Below are 17,380 nucleotides of genomic sequence, written 5' to 3' on the forward strand. Positions count from 1 at the left end.
TAGTTAAGCCAGGAGGGACGCAATGGCCGTCTTGGCCTGTTCGTAGCGTTCGGCGTAATCGGCGCCGTCCAGCATCACTAGTCGGTTGGTCAGCCCTGCTGAACGGACTTCATGCAGCATGCGCTGGGAAATATCGTTGAGATAGTGATCTGATGTGTTGATTTCAGAGCGGAAACCGTCACGGGTGTAGTTAGCAGAGCCTACCGGTGGTATGAAAAGGATGAGGTCCCAGCGGGCTTTAGCAATGAGGGAGTCTGCCATGGGGAGTAGGGACTGGTAGTCAGCTGCCGAGAGCGCGCTAGCGGGGTCCTCTGCACTCATCTGAGCGTAGGCCTTGGTCACCATGGTGTCGGTATCCATCAGAGCTAGACCTCGGTTGGCGGGGTGATCGATGGTTTCCCGGTTGAGGTTGAACTGGCCAGTGAATACGTTCTGGTAATCCAGCTGGTCGTAGTCTTCGTCGCGAATATTCGCTTCTACCTGGTAGCTGCGCGCGTACTCATAAGAGTAAGGAGCGTTGTAGAGCTTGCCCAAATCTTCAACCAGTGTAGTTTTGCCACCGGACGCTGCACCCATCACCAACACATTCTTGGTGAAGAAACGGCGGAAGGGAGGGGCAAGAAGATCCCAGTGAGCTAGAGGGTTATCACGAACAATAGCGGTGCAAAGATGCACGGCGCTTTCGCCATCGGACACCAGGCGCTCATCGGGGCTAAGAGGTAAGGAACCGGCGTGACCGCTTGCTCCGGTGTACCAGACGCGCTCTGCGCCGGCGGCGACATGGGTATCCCAAAGAACCTGCACCTGAGCGAGTCGATCCTGTTCTGACAGATCCGTTTCATCGAGGGAAGCCACAATAACCAGGGGGTCATTTTTGAAGTGTTCCGAGACGTAGCGGTAGCGCTTGGTGTGCTTCATGCCAGCTAGCTCACCGGCGTCCTGAGAACTACCGGTGACGATCACCAAGGTGCCACCTAGGTTTTGCTTTTTGGCACGCAAAATGCGATCGATGTGTCCGCGGTGCATGGGTGCAAAAGAGCCCATAACGATTCCCACGGAAGCCCCGCTGAGTTGTTTCTTATAGAGCATGGTGTCCTTGTAAGGTGGCGCTGAGCGCACAAGAGTTTCTTGACCTGATTAAACACCTGAGGTACTGCAAAATCAACGAATATCCCTAAGACTCTAAAACGTGCCGCAGTAAATGAACGAGCATTGGTGCCCAAGTTAATAGAGACCATCCTTGAGCCCTAGAATAGAGCCATGATTTTCAAAGGCGTGGGCGATCATCGCCCCTACCCCGACCACGGGCTCACTCAGCGCAGCTGGGGGTCGATTGCCCCCTCGCAGGTGCGCCTTGATCGGCTTATTACCACTCAGAAGCACCTCAATCTTGAAACCCTGCTGGCTGAAGATTCCACCTTTTACGGTGACCTCTTCCCGCACGTTGTGCAGTATCGTGGTGAACTTTACCTCGAGGACGGCGTGCACCGGGCGCTGCGTACAGCCCTGCAACGCCGGGTCGTTATGTATGCCCGCGTGCTCAACCTAGATACGCTAGCCCCCGGCCTCCTCGGGGCAGACCAGTAAAAGTCTAGGACGCTTCTGCCAGATAAAGGTGAGGGGTTTCGGCCAGCGGAACCGGGCGTCCTTCTGCATCAAACCGAGCACCTAGACCCATCTGGATGAAGCGAATGGTGCTCTCAATGTGGCGCTCGCGAGCCTCGTGACTTTCGGCGTCGTCGGTGCGGTCGGCACTCGATGATAGTGAACCGTGGACCAGCTGCGCTAGCTCACGAATATCATTCTGGGGCAGGTAACCCTGCTCGATGGCTGCCGAAAGAATGTCGGCCAGGACCATCTGTAACTCGCGCACGTGGTCACCCAGTTTGGCGAAAGCTTCAGGGGAGAGAACCGAACGCATGGCGGGACCGGGGGGCATGTGCCGGCGGGAGAGGTCTTCAATCTGCAGACGCACATAGATTGCCAGGCGGTCAATGGGGTTCTCTACACCTTCTAGGGCTGAGCGTAAGTCGGTGAGGAAGCGGCCCGTCTCATCCAGGGCGTAGGCAATCAGCAGCTCGCCCATATCAGCGAAGTAGTTGTAAACCGCGGTGCGGCCAATGCCGGCGGTCTTTGCAACGTGGGTCATGGTAAGACCCGGCAGCCCGCGTTCATAGAGTAAGCGACCGAAGGAGTCGAGGATGGCGCGCTTGGTGTTCTCGCGCTGGGCGGCGTTAGAGGCTGCTGAAATTCTAGGCATAATGACACTCTACTAAGGTTTGTCAGCAAAACCTATTCTTAGGTGACAAAGCTGGCTGGTGTGTCAGTAAATATGTTTTTAGGATGCGTTCTGCTAGGCTTATTTCGCCCAGGTGGCAGATGGGCACGCAAGAAATAATCACAGTAGTTTCCCCTGAAAAGGGTGTCCTCTGCCTTCTTTGGCGTGCTTGCTCCAGTGTTCCGGTGCGCCCTTGCGTTAACGCGTCCCCGAACCCCATGAAAGCTATGACATCTTCACCCTCGCCTGCCGGCGTCCAGTTCGCCCGCCCAGCCCGCACCTACTTCGATCTGCTGCTGGCAGCCTCTTGTGTGCTCCTTATTCTGTCCAACATTGGCGCCACCAAGGCAGTGGCGTTCGGGCCAATTCTTACCGATGGTGGTTTCTTCCTCTTTCCTTTGGCCTACGTGCTGGGCGATATCATCAGTGAGGTCTACGGCTTCCGCCTGGCCCGCCGGGCGATTATCACCAGCTTTATCTCGGCAGCAGTGGCAGCTCTGAGCTTCTGGGTGCTCATCAGCCTGCCCAGCGCTGACTTCTACGAAAACCAGGACGCGCTGGCTACTGTGCTAGGCCCAGTGCCCCTTATTGTGGGCGGCTCCTTGCTGGGCTATCTAACCGGTCAGCTGTTGAACTCTTGGGTGATGGTCAAACTCAAAGCAAAAACCGGTGGTAAGCACCTGTGGGGTCGCCTCATGGGTTCAACCCTGGTGGGCGAGCTGGCAGATACCATCATCTTCTGCTCCATCGCCGCTCCCATTCTTGGAATTACAACTTTCTCGCAGTTCCTTAACTATGTGCTGGTGGGGTACGTCTATAAGTGCGCTGTTGAGTTCGTCCTGCTACCCATCACCTACCCGGTCATTGCCTGGTTCAAGCGCCGTGAACCCAGCTACGGGGTACAGGTTTAGGGGCATTTTAAGCCTCGGCATAAGACCAGTCTGGTGCTGTGAAATCAATGGTGCCCAGGGGGATGCACCAGAGCAGAAGTTCCTCCCCGTATAACTCTTTTCTGCGGGCTATCTCTTCAAGGGCTCTGCCCTTGTCTGCATAGGCGGCGACCGGTGAAGGGTTGGAGTATGCTGTGGGGCTCAACGGGCCACCTTGGATGAGAACCCAGAGAAGTGAGCCTGGGGCAGGTGTCTCGGTCGCATCCGAAACAGCAATTTGTTCCCAGGAAATCTTATGTTCTGTGTGGCGATGAAATAGCTTTAGGGCAGTGGCTTCATCGGCAACAACTCCCACTATCGGATTGTAGTTAGAAGTGAACTCCCCAATAAAGACCAGTTGGACGCTCACGTCTGCCCCTTGAAAAGGGCGCCTGCGGAAAAGGGGCAGAACCGGTGGTGGTTTTCCATCCTCATAGGTCACCATTCTGACTAGGTGCTTCAGTTGTCTCAACATGCTTAGACTCCGCAATTATCAGTTTTTGTGGGCGGGTATACGCGTGCGTAGTATGTCTTTCCCTGATGCACGATTGTTCCTACGGTAGTACCAGCCGACACTGTGCTGTTTTTATTCTTGCAGGGGAATGCCACATTTTTTGGTAGAGAGTGCGTTGTTGCCTATTTGAGCTGGAGGTGGTGCTCCCAGCCTTTAACCACCAAAGAGCGGATTTATAACGAAAATCGGTATCGTGACGGATACTTTCTACGATGACACTACAAGTTGTTCTGGTCTTGTACCCAATGGTGCCGTAATTTCCCGAGGCCCTCAAGTGCAGATACTCTGGCGTCAGGGTGCATGGGCCGTAGGTTGTACCGGAGGCTGCCATTAGTGCCGGTGTAGCTGGTGCATCAGATGTAAAGTTTGCTCCGGTTGAGAGTGGTGCTTCAATATACTGCACCGTTGGATCGTCTGTTTGAAAATAGTCACTGGTAGCGGGGAGCGTGCCTTCATTGAGCCAGCGTTCAACGACTGCTGAATCAGCATCAACTTCAGTTGTTTCTGGTGATGTAGAAGCTAATTCAGGTGTCATTAAAGAGTCAGAATATGGGGGGCAGGAGAAGCATGGGCAACAGATATGCTCGAAGCCACTAGTAAAGCAGTAAAAGTTGCACAAAGTTGTTTGTGGTATGAGAATTTCACGGGGTACTCCTTTGAGTGGCTTGGTCAACCGTCTTTGGATGAACTTGGGGATCAAGAGGATTATTTAGTTCTTCCCGTACTGATTCACTCTGTGCTTGGCAAGAGTTATTTAAGATATCGATTCAATATTTTTTCTATGTGGGGTGCATTCATCGGGAAGGTGTATTTCATATGTGAGTACCTGTTGGTTGTTCTGATAAGAGTTACAGGTTGCTTAACTTTCAATAGTTGCTGTCCAGCCTGTCTGGTCGGCTAATAGCCTCTACCTCTATAGATGCTCAATATAATTACATCGCCAGTCACTCGGTTCTCACCGCCCAAGAGCCTGCACAGACAGCCAAGAGGGTGAGCTGCATCTCACTGCATAATGGTCTTTCAGCAAGGCGCGTTTCTGCAGTGCAAACCTGTGTAAACTTGCGGTTCATTACATACATACTCTTTTGAAGGCGAGGCTCGTTCATGGCACAACCCACGACCGAAACTCAGCAGGGCGGCGAGCTCGCCCGCTCACTGTCCAACGGGCAGATGACCATGATTGCTCTAGGGCTTGCCGTTGGCACCGGCCTCTTTTTGGGCTCCGGTGCAGCTATTGGTATCGCTGGCCCGGCCGTCATCGTCTCCTACGCAATCGGCTCTCTCATTGCAGCTATTATCGGCGCCTGCGCCGGCGAAATGGCTGTGCGCTACCCCGTACGTGGCGGCTTTGGCACCATCGCAGGTAAGTTCCTGGGGCCCTTCTCTGGCTACCTCACCCGCTGGGCCTACTGGATGACCACCGTCACCCTGGCTGGAGCAGAAGTTGTAGCTGTGGGTAAATACATGGCCTACTGGTACCCCCAAGCACCCCTCTGGATCTGGGTCCTCATCGCAGGCACCGCTATCTTCGTGCTCAACCTGACCAGCGTAAAATCCTTCGGCACCGTGGAGTTCCTGCTCTCCTCCATCAAGGTCAGCGCCGTCATCCTCTTCATCATCTTCGGCCTAGCCCTGGTCTTCTTCGGTCTACCCGGTCAGGACGCCACCGGCGTAGCTAACCTGACCGCCGACGGTGGCTTCGTGCCCAACGGCCCCGCCTCCATCTGGCTGGCGCTCGCCGTGGTCATGTTCTCCTTTGGCGGTATCGAGCTGATCTCCATCTCAGCAGCAGAAGCTAAGGACCCCGTCCGCTCGGTCCGCTCCTCAGCCAAAGCGATGATGTGGCGCCTTGCCACCTTCTACGTGCTGTCCCTCTTTGTTGTTGTTGCCATCATTCCCTGGCGCAACGCCTCCCAGCTCACCGGCGAAATTGAAGGCTCCCCCTTCGTCATGGTCTTTACCGAACTAGGTATTCCCTACATCGGTGGCATCACCAACTTTGTTGTGCTCACCGCAGCCCTCTCCGGCGCTAACGCAGCTCTCTACGCCGCAACCCGCCTGCTGCACTCCCTAGGCCACGAGCGCATGGCACCCAAGGTGCTCTCCCGCACCAGCGGCAGTGGCATCCCCGCCATTGCACTGACTGTTTCCTCAGTGGGTGCTGTAGTTGCTATGGTCATGGCGATCTCAGGCGTCGGTAACATCTTCAGCTACATGATGGCACTAGTCACCATGTGCGTGCTGGTGGTCTGGACCATGATCCTGCTGTCCTACATCGCCTACAAGCGCAAGGAAGGCAACGCCTCACCCTTCCGCGTCTTTGGCGGCAGCGCAACCGCAGGCGTGGCGCTTGCCGGCGTTCTGGCAACCTTCATCGCCATGTTCTTCGTCAGCAGTACTATGATTACCTCCGTCAGCGTAGGTCTAGGGTTCTTCGCCCTGATTACCGTGCTCTACTTCGCCGGAGTCAACAAGCGGGTGCAAACCAGCGACGATGCCTTCGAAGAAGTGCGCACCGTTACTTCGCAAATCCCCGTCGCAAGCAAGAAGAGCTAAACTTAGACACAGTTCTTAAAAACTAAGGACGCCGTTGCCCGCACCCGCCTACTCGGCAGGGAACAGGGTGGCGGCGTCCTCTTGCATCACACCTACACACAAAGGCACACCGTGGCACAGTCTCACACACACCAGCCCGGCCTCAAGCGCTCGCTGACACACGGTCAAATGACCATGATTGTACTGGGGTCAGCGCTGGGCACCGGCCTCTTTTTGGGTTCAAGCGGCGCTATTGCACTAGCTGGCCCCGCCGTTATTCTTTCCTACGCCATCGGTTCACTGGTTGCCGCCATCATTGCAGCATCTACCGGCGAAATGGCGGTTCGCTACCCGGTACGCGGTGGGTTCGGTTCTATTGCCGGCCGCTACCTAGGTGCCTACGCTGGCTATCTGACCCGCTGGGCCTACTGGACCGTCACTGCAATTATTACCGGTATTGAGTTAGTCGCGGTGGGAGCCTACCTGCAGTACTGGTGGCCCGGTCTTGACCTCTGGGTGGGTATCGCTGTTTTTGGTGCGGTTATCATTCTGCTGAACATCCGTAGCGTCAAGTACTTTGGCACCATGGAGTTCTTCTTATCCTCCATTAAGGTCATTGCCCTGCTACTCTTCGTGTTGGTGGGCCTGGCTCTGGTCTTTGTAGGCTTCCCTGGTCACGAGGCGTCTGGCACCGCTAACCTCACCAATGATGGTGGATTTATGCCCATGGGTGTTGAGGGCGTCTGGCTGTCCCTGGCCGTTGTGATGTTCTCCTTCGGCGGCATTGAGATGCTGTCTATCTCTGCAGCAGAAGCTAAAGACCCGGTGCGTTCAGTACGCGCCTCTACTAAGGCCAACATGTGGCGTCTAGCCACTATCTACGTGGTCTCCCTCTTCATCGTGGTATCCATTATTCCCTGGCAGAAGGCGGCGCAGCTGGATGGTTCTGTTGAAGCGTCACCCTTCGTTTTGGTCTTCTCTGAAATTGGTGTGCCCGCCATTGCTGGTATTACTAACTTCATTATTCTGGTTGCAGCTCTATCAGCGGCCAATGCAAACCTCTACGCAGGCACCCGCCTTATGCACTCGCTCGCTGCTGAGAAGATGGCACCTGCCTCCCTGGGTCAGGTAAGCAATGGCGGCATTCCCGTGCGCTCCATGTGGGCATCCTGCTCAGGTGTGGTGCTGGCGATGTTGTTGGCAATCTTCCAGCCCGGCGCCGCCTTTGGCATGATGATGACCCTCACCATGGTCTGCGCGCTCACGGTCTGGGTGCTGATTCTGTTGGCCTACATTGCATACAAGGGCGCCGAGGGTAACTCTTCTGCTTTCCGTATGTGGGGTGGACGCCTCACCGCGGGCATTGGAGTGCTCTTGCTCCTGGCTATTTGGGCCGCTCTTTTTGCCCGGACTGGCAATGCTCTTCCTGCCTCGATGGGTATTGGTTACTTCTTGATTCTCACCATGATTTACTTCGGTGTGGTCAAGCGGTCGCATACCGGGCATGAGGAGGCTTTCGCTGAAGCGGATGCAGCCGTAGCTTCTAATGCAGAAGTGAATGGACGATAACGCAAGCTACTTGCAATTGAGAACGATTTTCATATAGACTGTAGTTATCAATGAATCGCATGGTCTTCAAGATGCGTTCACTGTCTGTGTGTTGGGGAGCCCCGCATCTCATCGGAGGTGTGGGGCTTCCTTTGTAGCTATTGATTTTGCAAATGAAAACCATTCTCATATACTGTTGAGTATGCATGTCACCGTCCTTTCATCCCTCAGCCTCTTTGCGCGCGACGATGCTGCGCAGCTGCTCACCGGGCACCTGGCCGAACGTTACGGAGCCGTCACCCGCGTCCACTATGACGACCGCACCGAGGGGGAAGGCAAGGTTTTCTACCGAATCCACCAAACACTAGAGGGCGAATCAGCCTCTACCGCGCGTGAAGTTCGGCTAGGGGAAGCGGAGGATTGCACCAGTTGCTTCATCAGAGCAGATCTCGATGCTCTTCTGTCTGAAAATGCATACGACCGGGGAGCCTGCCTGCTGGTATTGCCCACCGGTGTTTCGACATCCGTGGTCATGGGCCTGGCTAACCATCATTCCCATCTCGCCGTAGAAAGTGCCTGTCTGGCCTGCATTGGGGCAGAGCTAGAGGATGATCTCTGGTCATCTGAAACCCTCTCGTCGCAAGGGTCTACCTCCTGCTCTGATGAGCGTTCTCTGGGTGAGTTTTTCGCTGCTGAGCTTGCCTACGCTGATACTTGCGTGCTCACCCGCCACCCACTCGCTTGTCATGAGCCCTCTCAGGATGAGCGCGGGCGGGAAATTCTTGCCCACATTGCGCCCCACCTCACTGTTTTCCGTTCGGACATAGGGGCATCTAGTGGTTGCGGTTGCCATAGCTTTACCGCAGTGAGTGCCCGTTCGATGCCAGGTGCTCTCCATCTGCCTGAGAGCTTGCAGACCCCTGGTAACTCTAGCGCAGGCACATCAGAGACCGCCTCGGCTACCCCAGAAGAGCCTGCCGTGAGGAGATCAAGCACTACGACCGGTCATTTCACCACGGTTTTATTGACTAGCCCCCACCTCATCGATGCTCAGGCTTTGGGGCAGCACCTCCCCGCTATCGTCCAAGGCGCAGTGCGCGTGCGAGGGCACATCTGGCTCTCCAGCCACTACGATGAGCGCGTGGCGGTTGAAGGCATAGGCCCCACAGTCTGGCTGCAAACCCACCGCCCTTGGGCTGAAGAACCCAGCACCAGTATCGCCATTACTGGCGAAGATTTAGACCCCGCTGAGCTACAAGATTTACTGAACCGCTGCACCATCGATGGCGACGACATCGCTCGCCACCTCTTGCAGGAAACCAACCCCCGGTAAGGGCAATCTGCCCTACCCAACCTCAAGGAGAGAAATGAAAGTACGCAACTCACTGCGCTCACTGAAGAAAATGCCTGGCGCCCAGGTGGTCCGTCGCCGCGGCCGCACCTTCGTCATCAATAAGAAGAACCCTCGCTTTAAGGCGCGTCAGGGCTAAGGCATAGCGTCACGACCGTGCGCCCTAGCGCCGAGCGTGCACCCCTTAGGTGCACGCTCGGCACTAGGGCGCACAGTCATATGTTAGGGGTGACAACCTGGGCAGCACTATCCTTAAAGCATGACCACCCAAGCTCAGCCCAACGTCCTGACCGTCCACATTCCCCTGCGTTGGGGCGATATGGACGCTTACGGGCACATCAACAACGTCACCCTGCTGCAGATTTTAGAAGAGGCACGTATCGCGGTCTTTGGCGCCCCGCCGTCCTCAGGTAAAGGGTCAGCGCCCGCGCTTATTCCGCTCTTTAGCTCGATGGACGAGGGCACGCAGGCGCTGGTCGCTGAAAACCACATCAAATACCGCGCCCAGCTGGAATACCGCGGTGAGCCCGTGCGCATCGAAGTGCGTCTTACGGCGGTCACCCCGGCTACCCTGACCGTAACCTATGAAGTCTTTGACCCGGTGACCGGCACCCACTGCGTGAGTGGCTCCACTGTTCTGGCTTTTTATAGTTCAACCCACCAGCGGCTGACCCGCCTGACAAAAGAGCAACGTGACCTGTTGGCGGAATACACCAGCTAAAGAGCTGAGTATGCCTGTTTTTATAGAGCACACCCTAAGCTGACAGGTGCTGGGGCCTTAGGTCAGTAGATCAGCCAGCTCTGCGTAGGTTGAAAAGGTGTAAGTGGGGATGGACTGGCTGGTATTGGGAACTCCACTCGGGTTGAACCAGGCTGTGTCGATGCCCGCCTTGTTGCCGCCCTGAATATCGGCGGTGAGGCTATCACCAATCATCAGGGCCTTGGAGGTAGTAAACCCGGGAATCTGCTCTGCTATTTTTTGGTAAAAAGCAGTTTCAGGCTTCTGGGTGCCCATCTGTTCCGAGATAAAGACCCTCTTAAAGTAGGAGCCGATGGAGGAGCGCTGCAGGCGGTTTTCCTGAATATAGGTGATGCCGTTGGTGGCTCCGTAAATTTCATACCCACGACGGGTGAGGGTGGCAAGAAGTTGCTCAGCTTGGGGGAAGGTCTGCCCCTGCCTACCGAGGAACTCTTGATAGCGAAGGGCTAAAGCAGCGCCGTCCTCATCCCTACCCAGCTCTGCGAACGTGCAAGAAAAGCGCGTATTGACTAGCTCAGCCTTGGTGAGCAGACCCTTTTCGAGGTCCTTCCACATCTGCCGGTTGACGCCGCGATAGACACTCTTGGCAGCTTGAACGTCGCCTACCTTGAGAGACTCCAGCAACTGGGTCAGCGCAACCTCCTCTGCCGTTGCAAAGTCGAGCAGAGTATGGTCGAGGTCAAAGAGCAAGAACTGATAAATCACCGTTAAGAAACACCCCTTCGCTGGCCCTTCCCCTCACAAATGCAGTTGCTGCGTGAGTGGCTAAGCCTTCTTTAATAGAGCCGCCAGGGACTCAAATGAACCCACCCAGCTTTCGCGGGAGTGCTCCTGAGCAGCCTCGGGCAGCGGGCCCTGGGTCAGGGTTACAATGGTGCCTTCGCCCACGCCGTCCTCGGTGATGGCGGTTCCGGGCTCAATCGAAATGCGCAGGGCAACCAGGGTGTCGCTGGGCTTACCCTGCGGGGTGGGCAGGGCTTCCCTGTATTCGATGAGGGTCGGTTCCTTCATCTCAATGAAGCGCATGTACATGGGCGCCTGGTACTTGGGGTTAACCGTGTGGCGCATAACGAACTGCTGGCGACCGCCGGTCACCGGTTCCATGGTCAGGGTGCTGGGAATGACCTTCCACTCCTTGGGGCCAAACCACTGCACGAAGAGCTTAGGGTCAAGGAAGGCGCCATAAATTTCCTCAGGGGTTGCCGAGAATTCATGGCGGTAGGTCAGCACCTCTGCGGGGTCTAGGTCTTCGAGTTCAAACTGATTCATGCTGATGCCTCATCTTCTGACTGGTCGGTTGCTTCTGAAATCTTGGGTGAGTCTGCTTCGGCCGCTTGAGCTTTAGCTTCAGCTGCGCGCCTCGCCTCTGCCTCAGCTTTTGCCTTGGCGTTCGCTTCCCAACGCGCCTGGGCCGCTGCTGCGCGCTCGGCTTCTTTGGCTGCCTTGCGTGCCTGAGCTTCTTCCTGTGCTTTGAGCTGTGCTTCCTTCTTGGCGTAGTAGCGACGCAAGAATTCGTCGCGGTACTCAAAGTAGGTGCCATCCTCGATTGCCTCGCGGGCATCGTCCACCATCTTCACAATGAAGCGTTCGTTGTGGATAGATGCCAGAGTGGCGCTGAGGCGCTCGTCAGCCTTGAAGAGGTGATGGACGTAAGCCTTGGTGTAGTGGGCGCAGGTGTAGCAGTCGCAGCCCTCAAAGATGGGGGTGAAGTCCGTCTTATAGCGGGCATTGGTCAGATTAAAGCGACCGTCCGGGGTATAGACCGCAGCGTTACGTGCCACGCGGGTAGGGGAGACGCAGTCGAAGGTATCCACGCCGTTTTCGATGCCGACAAAGATGTCATCAGGCTCAGAGATACCCAGCAGATGGCGGGGCTTGTTCTCGGGCAGTTCCTCGGCGCACCAGCGGACGATGGTGCCCAGGTTTTCCTTTTCGAGGGCACCGCCCAGACCGAAACCATCGAAGGGCATATCGCCTAGGTCCTGGCATGCCTTGCGGCGTAGGTCCTCATACTGGGCGCCCTGAATGACGCCGAACAGAGCCTGGTAGGGCTTGTGGGAGCGTTCTTCGGTCAGGCGCTGGTGCTCAGCGATGCAGCGCAGTGCCCAGAGGCGGGTGCGTTCCAGGGCTTCTTCCTGGTAGGCGCGGGAGTTATAGAGGGTGGTCAGCTCGTCAAAGGCGAACATGACGTCTGCACCGATCTTGTGCTGTACCTGCATGGAAACTTCGGGGGTGAAGCGGTGAATGTCGCCATTGATATGGGACTTGAAGAAGACACCGTCATCGTCCACGTGCGCCATGCGCTCCTTGCCGGTGGCAACGTCATCGTCGCCCAGGGGGCGGCCATCTGCACCAACGGCGTTGGCAACGGTACCCATGTCAATGACCTTCTTGAAGCCAGAGCCCAGGCTCATCACCTGAAAGCCACCGGAGTCGGTGAAGGTGGGGCCATCCCAGTTCATGAACTTGCCCAGGCCGCCGGCGGCATCCAGCACATCGGGGCCGGGCTGTAGGTAGAGGTGGTAGGCGTTGGACAGTAGAGCCTGAGAGCCCAGCTCTTTCATGGCTTCAGGCAGCACCGCCTTGACCGTTGCCTTGGTTCCCACGGGGGTGAAGGCTGGGGTTTTGATGTCGCCGTGCGGGGTGTGAATGACACCGGTGCGCCCGCGGAACTCGCCGCCGTTGGCAGCAACACGCTCGGCGCTGGGGTTGGCGGTTTCGCTCAGACGCTTGCCGAGGGTAAAAGAAAAGCTGGGATCAGAAAATTCGGTATGAGACACGAGCACCATTCTACCCGGTGCGGTTTAGGCGTATTCTGAGCCTATGAAGAGAGCCCTTGCATACTTGCGCCCTGCCCCTGCCCACCCGCTGCGGCATACGATTTTGGCTGTGCTCTTGCTGGGCGTGCTGTCTTTGGTCTCTAACATTTCAACGACGGCGGAGCTTTCTGGGCAGGCTGATGTCACCTGGTTCTTTCGTCTGCTATTCAGCAAAGCACTTAACACCGGGGCTGTGTGGGCTGGCTTGGGTGTCTACGTTGGTTGGCTCTGGGGACGCGCGCTGGTGGGTGCACTAGCTGCAGCGCTGGCCTCGGTAGGTGCGCTTGCGGTTCACTACGCCTTAGGTAATCTCAACGGGATCATGGAGCCCTCTATCTGGGAGGAAAACCTACACTGGTTTGCCGCTTCATTCTTGCTATCAGCCCCGCTGGGAGTGGTAGGTGTTCTGGCGCGTAGACGGGACTGGCTGGGGCTGCTCTGTCGTCTAGTTGTGCCGTTAGGAGCTATTGCCGAGCCCTTTGTGGTGGGCATGTTCCGGTGGCCAGCCGGGTTTTCCTTCCCTTGGCCGCAGCTCTACTCAAGCTATGCGGTTGGTGCGGCGTCTATCGTCCTCGGCATCGCAGGTACAGTACTGGTTTTAACTCGGTGGCGGCGAAACTAGGGGCTGTTCTCTTGCTACCCGTTTTGTACTATAACTACCAACTTTCGCTGTGCTTAGCGTTTAGAGAGGTGCTGAGAGAGGGCATCCAGTTCGCCTTTCACGGTGTGGAGGTCTAGCCCTTCACTGTTGCAGAGAGTGTAAATCTGAGCTGGAACTTTCTCCGCCTGACTCCGTAAGGCAGCTCCGGCATCTGTCAAGAGAAGGATGGTACGGCGCTCGTCCGCGATGTCCCGCTCTTTGCTGACCAGGCCCATGGCCACCAGGCGCTTAACCAGCGGCGTGAGGGTTCCCGAGTCCAACTCTAGGCGGGCGGCTAATTCCTTCATGGTGACAGAGCCCTGAGTCTCCCAGAGCACCAGCATCGCCAGGTACTGGGGGTAGGTCAGCCCTAATTCTTTGAGAAGGTCTTGGTAAGTGCGGGTCATGAGACGTTGCGCCCGGTAGAGGGAAAAGCAGAGTTGGTTATCAAGCGCCAAAGTGTCGGTGGAAGTCATACCCTTAACATAGATTGCGCGTAATTATTTAGCAAGACAGATTGATTGTATACAACTAAATTGTGTACAATCAAATAACTATTTTCTTTTGAAGGAGAACCCCATGGAAAATCTAGAAATTCTCTACACCACCGAAGCCCTCGCCACGGGCGAAGGGCGCAACGGGCACGTGCGCACCGCCGATGGTAGCTTCGAAGCCAACCTGGCTGTCCCCCAAGAAATGGGCGGCTCCGGTAAGGGTAACAACCCCGAGCAGCTCTTTGCAGCCGGTTACGCAGCCTGCTTCCACTCAGCGCTCCAGATGGTAGCCCGTGCCCAGAAGAAGAACATCGAAGGCTCAGCTGTTGGCGCTAAGGTCTCTATCGGCAAGCAGGGCGAAGGCTTCGGCCTGGCCGTAGTGCTTGAGGTCGTCATTCCTGAGATGGAGCATGCAGAAGCTCAGGCGCTCGCGGACGCCGCGCACCAGGTCTGCCCCTACTCCAATGCAACCCGAGGCAACATTCCTGTGGACGTTATCGTCACCGACAACTAAAACTTCTTCCTCCCTGCCCCAGCAGGGAAAGTAATCACCGTATCGCAAGAAAACCCCAGGCTCACTGTCGCTCGTGAGATCATGGGGTTTTCCCGTTGGTGTTTCTTACTTTGCTAGCCCGGTACTGTTAGCCCAGCCTGCCGGTCAGCCGGCCGTGTAAATCTTCACTGGTGGTGTTGAGCCCAACCACTGTCACGGTCTTGCCCAGTTTCTGGTACTTGGCAGTGATAGCGTCCAGCGCAGAAACGGTAGAGGCATCCCAAATGTTTGCATTGCTGAGGTCAATAACCACCTGGTTGGGATCCTCAGCGTATTCAAAGAGGGTATAGAGATCGTTGGACGAGGCAAAGAAGAGCTGACCGTCCACCCGATACACCGCACGGGCGGCGTCCTGAACGCCTTCAATAGTGCGCTCAACGGTTACAAAGCGTGCAACCCGACGGGCAAAGAAGGCCATAGCCACCAAAATACCAGCACCCACACCGTAGGCAAGGTTGTCGGTCAGTACCGTCACCAGCACGGTAGATACCATGACCAGGGTCTCTGCCTTGGGCAGAGCACGCAGGGTTGCGGGGCGGATGGAGTGCCAGTCAAAGGTGGTAGCTGCGACCACGATCATCAGTGCCACTAGAGCAGCCATCGGAATCAGAGCAACAATATCGCCCAGGGTCACAGACAGTACCAGAATAAAAACACCACCGAAGAAGACCGATAGGCGGGTGCGGGCCCGGGCGCCATTGATGTTGATCATGGTCTGGCCGATCATGGCGCAACCACCCATGCCACCAAAGAGACCGGTCACCAGATTGGCTACACCCTGGCCCCAGGATTCACGGGTTTTATCTGAGTGGGTGTCGGTGATGTCGTCCACTAGCTTGGCGGTCATCAGCGACTCGACCAGCCCCACCATGGCAAGCCCCAGTGCAAAGGGCGCGATAATCTGCAGGGTTTCTCCGGTGAAGGGAACATCAGGAATAAAGAAAGCGGGCAGCGAATCGGGCAGGGCACCGTGGTCACCCACGGTGGGCACCTTGACCCCAGCGAAAACTGTGAAAGCGGTGAGTAGCACAATGGCAACCAGGGGCGCGGGGACGGCGGTGGTCAGCTTCGGCAGATAAATCACAATCAGTAGACCCACGGCTACCAGGGGATAGACTGCCCAGGGCACTCCCATCAGCTGAGGCAACTGGGAAGAGAAGATCAGGATAGCCAGTGCGTTCACAAAGCCCACCATGACCTGCCGGGGAATAAAGCGCATCAGCTTGGCAACACCCAGAACCGCGAAGAGAACCTGCATGAGCCCGCCCAGGAGCACCGCCGCAACCAGGTAATCCACCCCGTGGCTGGCAGTCAGAGGCGCCAGCACCAGGGCAGTGGAGCCAGCCGCACCGGAAACCATTGCGGGGCGTCCGCCGGTGATAGCAATAACAATCGCCATGGTCACCGAGGTGAAAAGCCCCATACGCGGGTCAACTCCCGCCACCACCGCAAAAGCCAGTGCCTCAGGAATCAGCGCCAGCGCCACCACGATGCCCGCCAGCACTTCGACCAGAAGCAGGCGGGGGTTGCGCAGGGTGCGCCAAACAGACTGGCGTTCTTCAGGGGTAAGGCTCTGGGGCTGCATGATTCCTTTGGGGCACGGAAAGTTAGGGCAAAGACTCAACAGTACCCGCTTTGTTCAGAAAGTACCCCCAGAGGTGGGTGTTTTCCCTAAAAAGCGGGTACCTGTACTGCATGGACTAGAGGACGCGGGCGGCGGCTTCCAGCGTTATCCAGACCTGGAGCTGGGTAGAGAGATCCACTGGCTGGCCAGGCTTGACGACCTCTGAAATATGCTGGGTAATACTGGGCGAGAAGAGGGCAACAGCCTGCCCGCGAATCTCATTGGGGTCGATGCCCAGTTCGTTCATAGGAAGATCGGGGTCATACTCCCGGCGCCCTGCCCAGAAGAGTTCGGCGGTAGCCAAAACCAGTGCCCGCGCCTTATCTCTGGTGGTAGCCGGGATGCTGGGGTGAGCGGCAACCTGCGCCAGGTAGCGCACCAGAATCCCGGTGAAGAGCCCGCCGTCCCCGTTGCCGTGAGTGGTGAGGACGCGCAGGGTATCGCCGGTGGCGGTGGTGAAGTCTTTGCTGAAATGGGCGTCAATGCCCTCCACCAGTTGCTCAATATGGTGCACCGGGTCGACGGTCAGGCCCTCGGTGGCGCCGGCGTCCAGCAGGGTGAGGTAGGCACCCAGCACCGGCCCCTGATTGTAGGTGTAGTGGGCGCGTTCAAGGCGGGTCTCGGGAGCGTGGACGCTACCACCGGTAATGCGCAGGCCATCCAAATAGACCCCGCTCTGCTCATCAAAGAGGGTGGTATGCAGCCAATTGAGCAGACTGATGGTAGTCTCGTGCCGGTGAGCGCGGGCAAAGGCAAGAGCGATGGGGGCGGTAGCCGGGGTGTTCTTGAAATCCCGGTCCTTTGACCAGAAAGCGCCACCGCCCAGGTCATCGGTGCAGGCATCGCTCAGTTCCTGGTAGAGGCGGCTAGCGGCGTCCTGCACAAAGGAATCCCCGCTACCTTCAACCGCAAAGGCCAGACGGTTGAGGCGCTCTAGAGCTAGAACTAGCCAGGCCATGTCGTCGTAAAAGTGGTTGGGGTAGGTGCCGTAATTGCGCACCTGAATGCCGCGTAGCACAGCCCGCCCGCGGCGTAGATGCGCAGCGGCGGTATCGGTATCACCGCTGGTCAGGGCGCGGAAGCCAGCATCCACCAGAGCGTCCATGAGGTGCGCCTGCCACCAGTAGTGCCATTCAGTGGCGCGCTTGCGGCGAGCGCGGGTTTCGGGGTGCTGCACCCGGCACAGAAAGGTGCCGGGGATGCTAAGCGCTCGGCCACCGAAAAGTCGCAGAACAGAGTGCTCGGCGAGTGCCGCGCGTGCTGAAAGGTCTTCTACTGAAAAATCTGGGGTGGCGTCCATGGCGTCCTTTGGGTTGGGTGCTGGTGTCAAGTTTA

Annotated in this window: 18 protein-coding genes and 1 pseudogene; 9 read left to right on the forward strand and 10 right to left on the reverse strand. The window is 56.9% G+C overall.

The features are described from left to right. Positions 1–3: 3 nt before the first annotated feature. Positions 4–1,089 (reverse strand): AAA family ATPase, encoded by a 1,086-nt coding sequence (locus L6990_RS06710; protein WP_237203306.1) that lies wholly within the window; start codon positions 1,087–1,089, stop codon positions 4–6. A gap of 171 nt (positions 1,090–1,260) precedes the next feature. On the opposite strand from L6990_RS06710, the gene L6990_RS06715 reads away from it, so the two are divergent. Continuing rightward, positions 1,261–1,587 (forward strand): type II toxin-antitoxin system VapB family antitoxin, encoded by a 327-nt coding sequence (locus L6990_RS06715; protein ID WP_237203307.1) that lies wholly within the window; start codon positions 1,261–1,263, stop codon positions 1,585–1,587. 4 nt (positions 1,588–1,591) lie between these two features. Here the strand turns inward: L6990_RS06715 and L6990_RS06720 are convergent, their stop codons facing one another. Next, positions 1,592–2,260 carry a TetR/AcrR family transcriptional regulator gene (locus tag L6990_RS06720; protein WP_237203308.1) on the reverse strand — a complete coding sequence of 223 codons (669 nt, stop codon included), beginning with the start codon at positions 2,258–2,260 and terminating at the stop codon, positions 1,592–1,594. Between the two features lie 245 nt (positions 2,261–2,505). Between L6990_RS06720 and L6990_RS06725 the strand changes: the two genes are divergently transcribed. Next, a complete protein-coding gene (locus L6990_RS06725; RefSeq protein ID WP_237203309.1) occupies positions 2,506–3,189 on the forward strand; it encodes a queuosine precursor transporter in 684 nt (227 codons plus the stop codon). A 7-nt stretch (positions 3,190–3,196) separates the two neighbouring features. Here the strand turns inward: L6990_RS06725 and L6990_RS06730 are convergent, their stop codons facing one another. Continuing rightward, complete coding sequence (locus L6990_RS06730) at positions 3,197–3,577, reverse strand: hypothetical protein (RefSeq protein ID WP_237203310.1); 381 nt, start codon at positions 3,575–3,577, stop codon at positions 3,197–3,199. Positions 3,578–3,761: 184 nt separating this feature from the next. Next, entirely contained in the window at positions 3,762–4,256 is a 495-nt protein-coding gene (locus L6990_RS06735; RefSeq protein WP_237203311.1) for a hypothetical protein, read from the reverse strand. 569 nt (positions 4,257–4,825) lie between these two features. Between L6990_RS06735 and L6990_RS06740 the strand changes: the two genes are divergently transcribed. The 5 genes from L6990_RS06740 (at position 4,826) to L6990_RS06760 (ending at position 9,876) form a co-directional block, all read left to right on the forward strand. Further along, positions 4,826–6,277 (forward strand): amino acid permease, encoded by a 1,452-nt coding sequence (locus L6990_RS06740; RefSeq protein WP_237203312.1) that lies wholly within the window; start codon positions 4,826–4,828, stop codon positions 6,275–6,277. A 111-nt stretch (positions 6,278–6,388) separates the two neighbouring features. Continuing rightward, complete coding sequence (locus L6990_RS06745; RefSeq protein WP_237203313.1) at positions 6,389–7,825, forward strand: amino acid permease; 1,437 nt, start codon at positions 6,389–6,391, stop codon at positions 7,823–7,825. 181 nt (positions 7,826–8,006) lie between these two features. Further along, complete coding sequence (locus L6990_RS06750; protein ID WP_237203314.1) at positions 8,007–9,137, forward strand: GTP-binding protein; 1,131 nt, start codon at positions 8,007–8,009, stop codon at positions 9,135–9,137. Positions 9,138–9,171: 34 nt separating this feature from the next. Further along, a complete protein-coding gene (gene ykgO, locus L6990_RS06755) occupies positions 9,172–9,294 on the forward strand; it encodes a type B 50S ribosomal protein L36 (RefSeq protein WP_237203315.1) in 123 nt (40 codons plus the stop codon). Positions 9,295–9,414: 120 nt separating this feature from the next. Beyond that, positions 9,415–9,876 carry an acyl-CoA thioesterase gene (locus tag L6990_RS06760; RefSeq protein ID WP_237203316.1) on the forward strand — a complete coding sequence of 154 codons (462 nt, stop codon included), beginning with the start codon at positions 9,415–9,417 and terminating at the stop codon, positions 9,874–9,876. Positions 9,877–9,933: 57 nt separating this feature from the next. On the opposite strand, the gene L6990_RS06765 is transcribed toward L6990_RS06760, so the two are convergent. The 3 genes and pseudogenes from L6990_RS06765 to tgt form a co-directional block, all read right to left on the reverse strand. Further along, complete coding sequence (locus tag L6990_RS06765) at positions 9,934–10,620, reverse strand: YjjG family noncanonical pyrimidine nucleotidase (protein WP_237203317.1); 687 nt, start codon at positions 10,618–10,620, stop codon at positions 9,934–9,936. A 60-nt stretch (positions 10,621–10,680) separates the two neighbouring features. Continuing rightward, positions 10,681–11,184, reverse strand: a complete 504-nt coding sequence (locus tag L6990_RS06770; protein ID WP_237203318.1) for an SRPBCC family protein — start codon at positions 11,182–11,184, stop codon at positions 10,681–10,683. Positions 11,185–11,396: 212 nt separating this feature from the next. Beyond that, positions 11,397–12,704 (reverse strand): annotated as a pseudogene (gene tgt / locus L6990_RS06775) (tRNA guanosine(34) transglycosylase Tgt); the annotation flags it as partial. Positions 12,705–12,738: 34 nt separating this feature from the next. Between tgt and L6990_RS06780 the strand changes: the two are divergent. Next, the gene (locus L6990_RS06780; RefSeq protein ID WP_237203319.1) at positions 12,739–13,356 is read left to right on the forward strand and encodes a hypothetical protein; all 618 of its coding nucleotides are present in this window, start codon (positions 12,739–12,741) and stop codon (positions 13,354–13,356) included. 53 nt (positions 13,357–13,409) lie between these two features. Here the strand turns inward: L6990_RS06780 and L6990_RS11925 are convergent, their stop codons facing one another. Next, positions 13,410–13,850, reverse strand: a complete 441-nt coding sequence (locus tag L6990_RS11925; RefSeq protein ID WP_272879272.1) for a MarR family winged helix-turn-helix transcriptional regulator — start codon at positions 13,848–13,850, stop codon at positions 13,410–13,412. Between the two features lie 103 nt (positions 13,851–13,953). On the opposite strand from L6990_RS11925, the gene L6990_RS06790 reads away from it, so the two are divergent. Continuing rightward, positions 13,954–14,382, forward strand: coding sequence for an organic hydroperoxide resistance protein (locus tag L6990_RS06790; RefSeq protein WP_237203320.1), 429 nt, complete (start codon positions 13,954–13,956; stop codon positions 14,380–14,382). 127 nt (positions 14,383–14,509) lie between these two features. On the opposite strand, the gene L6990_RS06795 is transcribed toward L6990_RS06790, so the two are convergent. Both L6990_RS06795 and L6990_RS06800 read right to left on the reverse strand, forming a co-directional pair. Next, positions 14,510–16,006, reverse strand: a complete 1,497-nt coding sequence (locus tag L6990_RS06795) for a SulP family inorganic anion transporter (protein ID WP_237203321.1) — start codon at positions 16,004–16,006, stop codon at positions 14,510–14,512. Between the two features lie 115 nt (positions 16,007–16,121). Beyond that, on the reverse strand, positions 16,122–17,375 hold the full coding sequence (locus tag L6990_RS06800; protein WP_237203322.1) for a glycoside hydrolase family 76 protein: 1,254 nt from the start codon (positions 17,373–17,375) through the stop codon (positions 16,122–16,124). Positions 17,376–17,380 lie beyond the last annotated feature (5 nt).

This window comes from Rothia endophytica (assembly GCF_928381505.1).
Lineage (GTDB): Bacteria > Actinomycetota > Actinomycetes > Actinomycetales > Micrococcaceae > Rothia > Rothia endophytica_A.

Bases quoted from the DNA above. Each gene is read 5' to 3' on its own strand.
- L6990_RS06735 (WP_237203311.1), bottom strand. From the start codon at position 4,256: ATGACACCTGAATTAGCTTCTACATCACCAGAAACAACTGAAGTTGAT.
- L6990_RS06715 (WP_237203307.1), top strand. From the start codon at position 1,261: ATGATTTTCAAAGGCGTGGGCGATCATCGCCCCTACCCCGACCACGGG.
- L6990_RS06780 (WP_237203319.1), top strand. From the start codon at position 12,739: ATGAAGAGAGCCCTTGCATACTTGCGCCCTGCCCCTGCCCACCCGCTG.
- ykgO (WP_237203315.1), top strand. From the start codon at position 9,172: ATGAAAGTACGCAACTCACTGCGCTCACTGAAGAAAATGCCTGGCGCC.
- L6990_RS06770 (WP_237203318.1), bottom strand. From the start codon at position 11,184: ATGAATCAGTTTGAACTCGAAGACCTAGACCCCGCAGAGGTGCTGACC.
- L6990_RS06720 (WP_237203308.1), bottom strand. From the start codon at position 2,260: ATGCCTAGAATTTCAGCAGCCTCTAACGCCGCCCAGCGCGAGAACACC.
- L6990_RS06795 (WP_237203321.1), bottom strand. From the start codon at position 16,006: ATGCAGCCCCAGAGCCTTACCCCTGAAGAACGCCAGTCTGTTTGGCGC.
- L6990_RS06740 (WP_237203312.1), top strand. From the start codon at position 4,826: ATGGCACAACCCACGACCGAAACTCAGCAGGGCGGCGAGCTCGCCCGC.
- L6990_RS06710 (WP_237203306.1), bottom strand. From the start codon at position 1,089: ATGCTCTATAAGAAACAACTCAGCGGGGCTTCCGTGGGAATCGTTATG.
- L6990_RS11925 (WP_272879272.1), bottom strand. From the start codon at position 13,850: ATGACTTCCACCGACACTTTGGCGCTTGATAACCAACTCTGCTTTTCC.
- L6990_RS06750 (WP_237203314.1), top strand. From the start codon at position 8,007: ATGCATGTCACCGTCCTTTCATCCCTCAGCCTCTTTGCGCGCGACGAT.
- L6990_RS06790 (WP_237203320.1), top strand. From the start codon at position 13,954: ATGGAAAATCTAGAAATTCTCTACACCACCGAAGCCCTCGCCACGGGC.
- L6990_RS06725 (WP_237203309.1), top strand. From the start codon at position 2,506: ATGACATCTTCACCCTCGCCTGCCGGCGTCCAGTTCGCCCGCCCAGCC.
- L6990_RS06760 (WP_237203316.1), top strand. From the start codon at position 9,415: ATGACCACCCAAGCTCAGCCCAACGTCCTGACCGTCCACATTCCCCTG.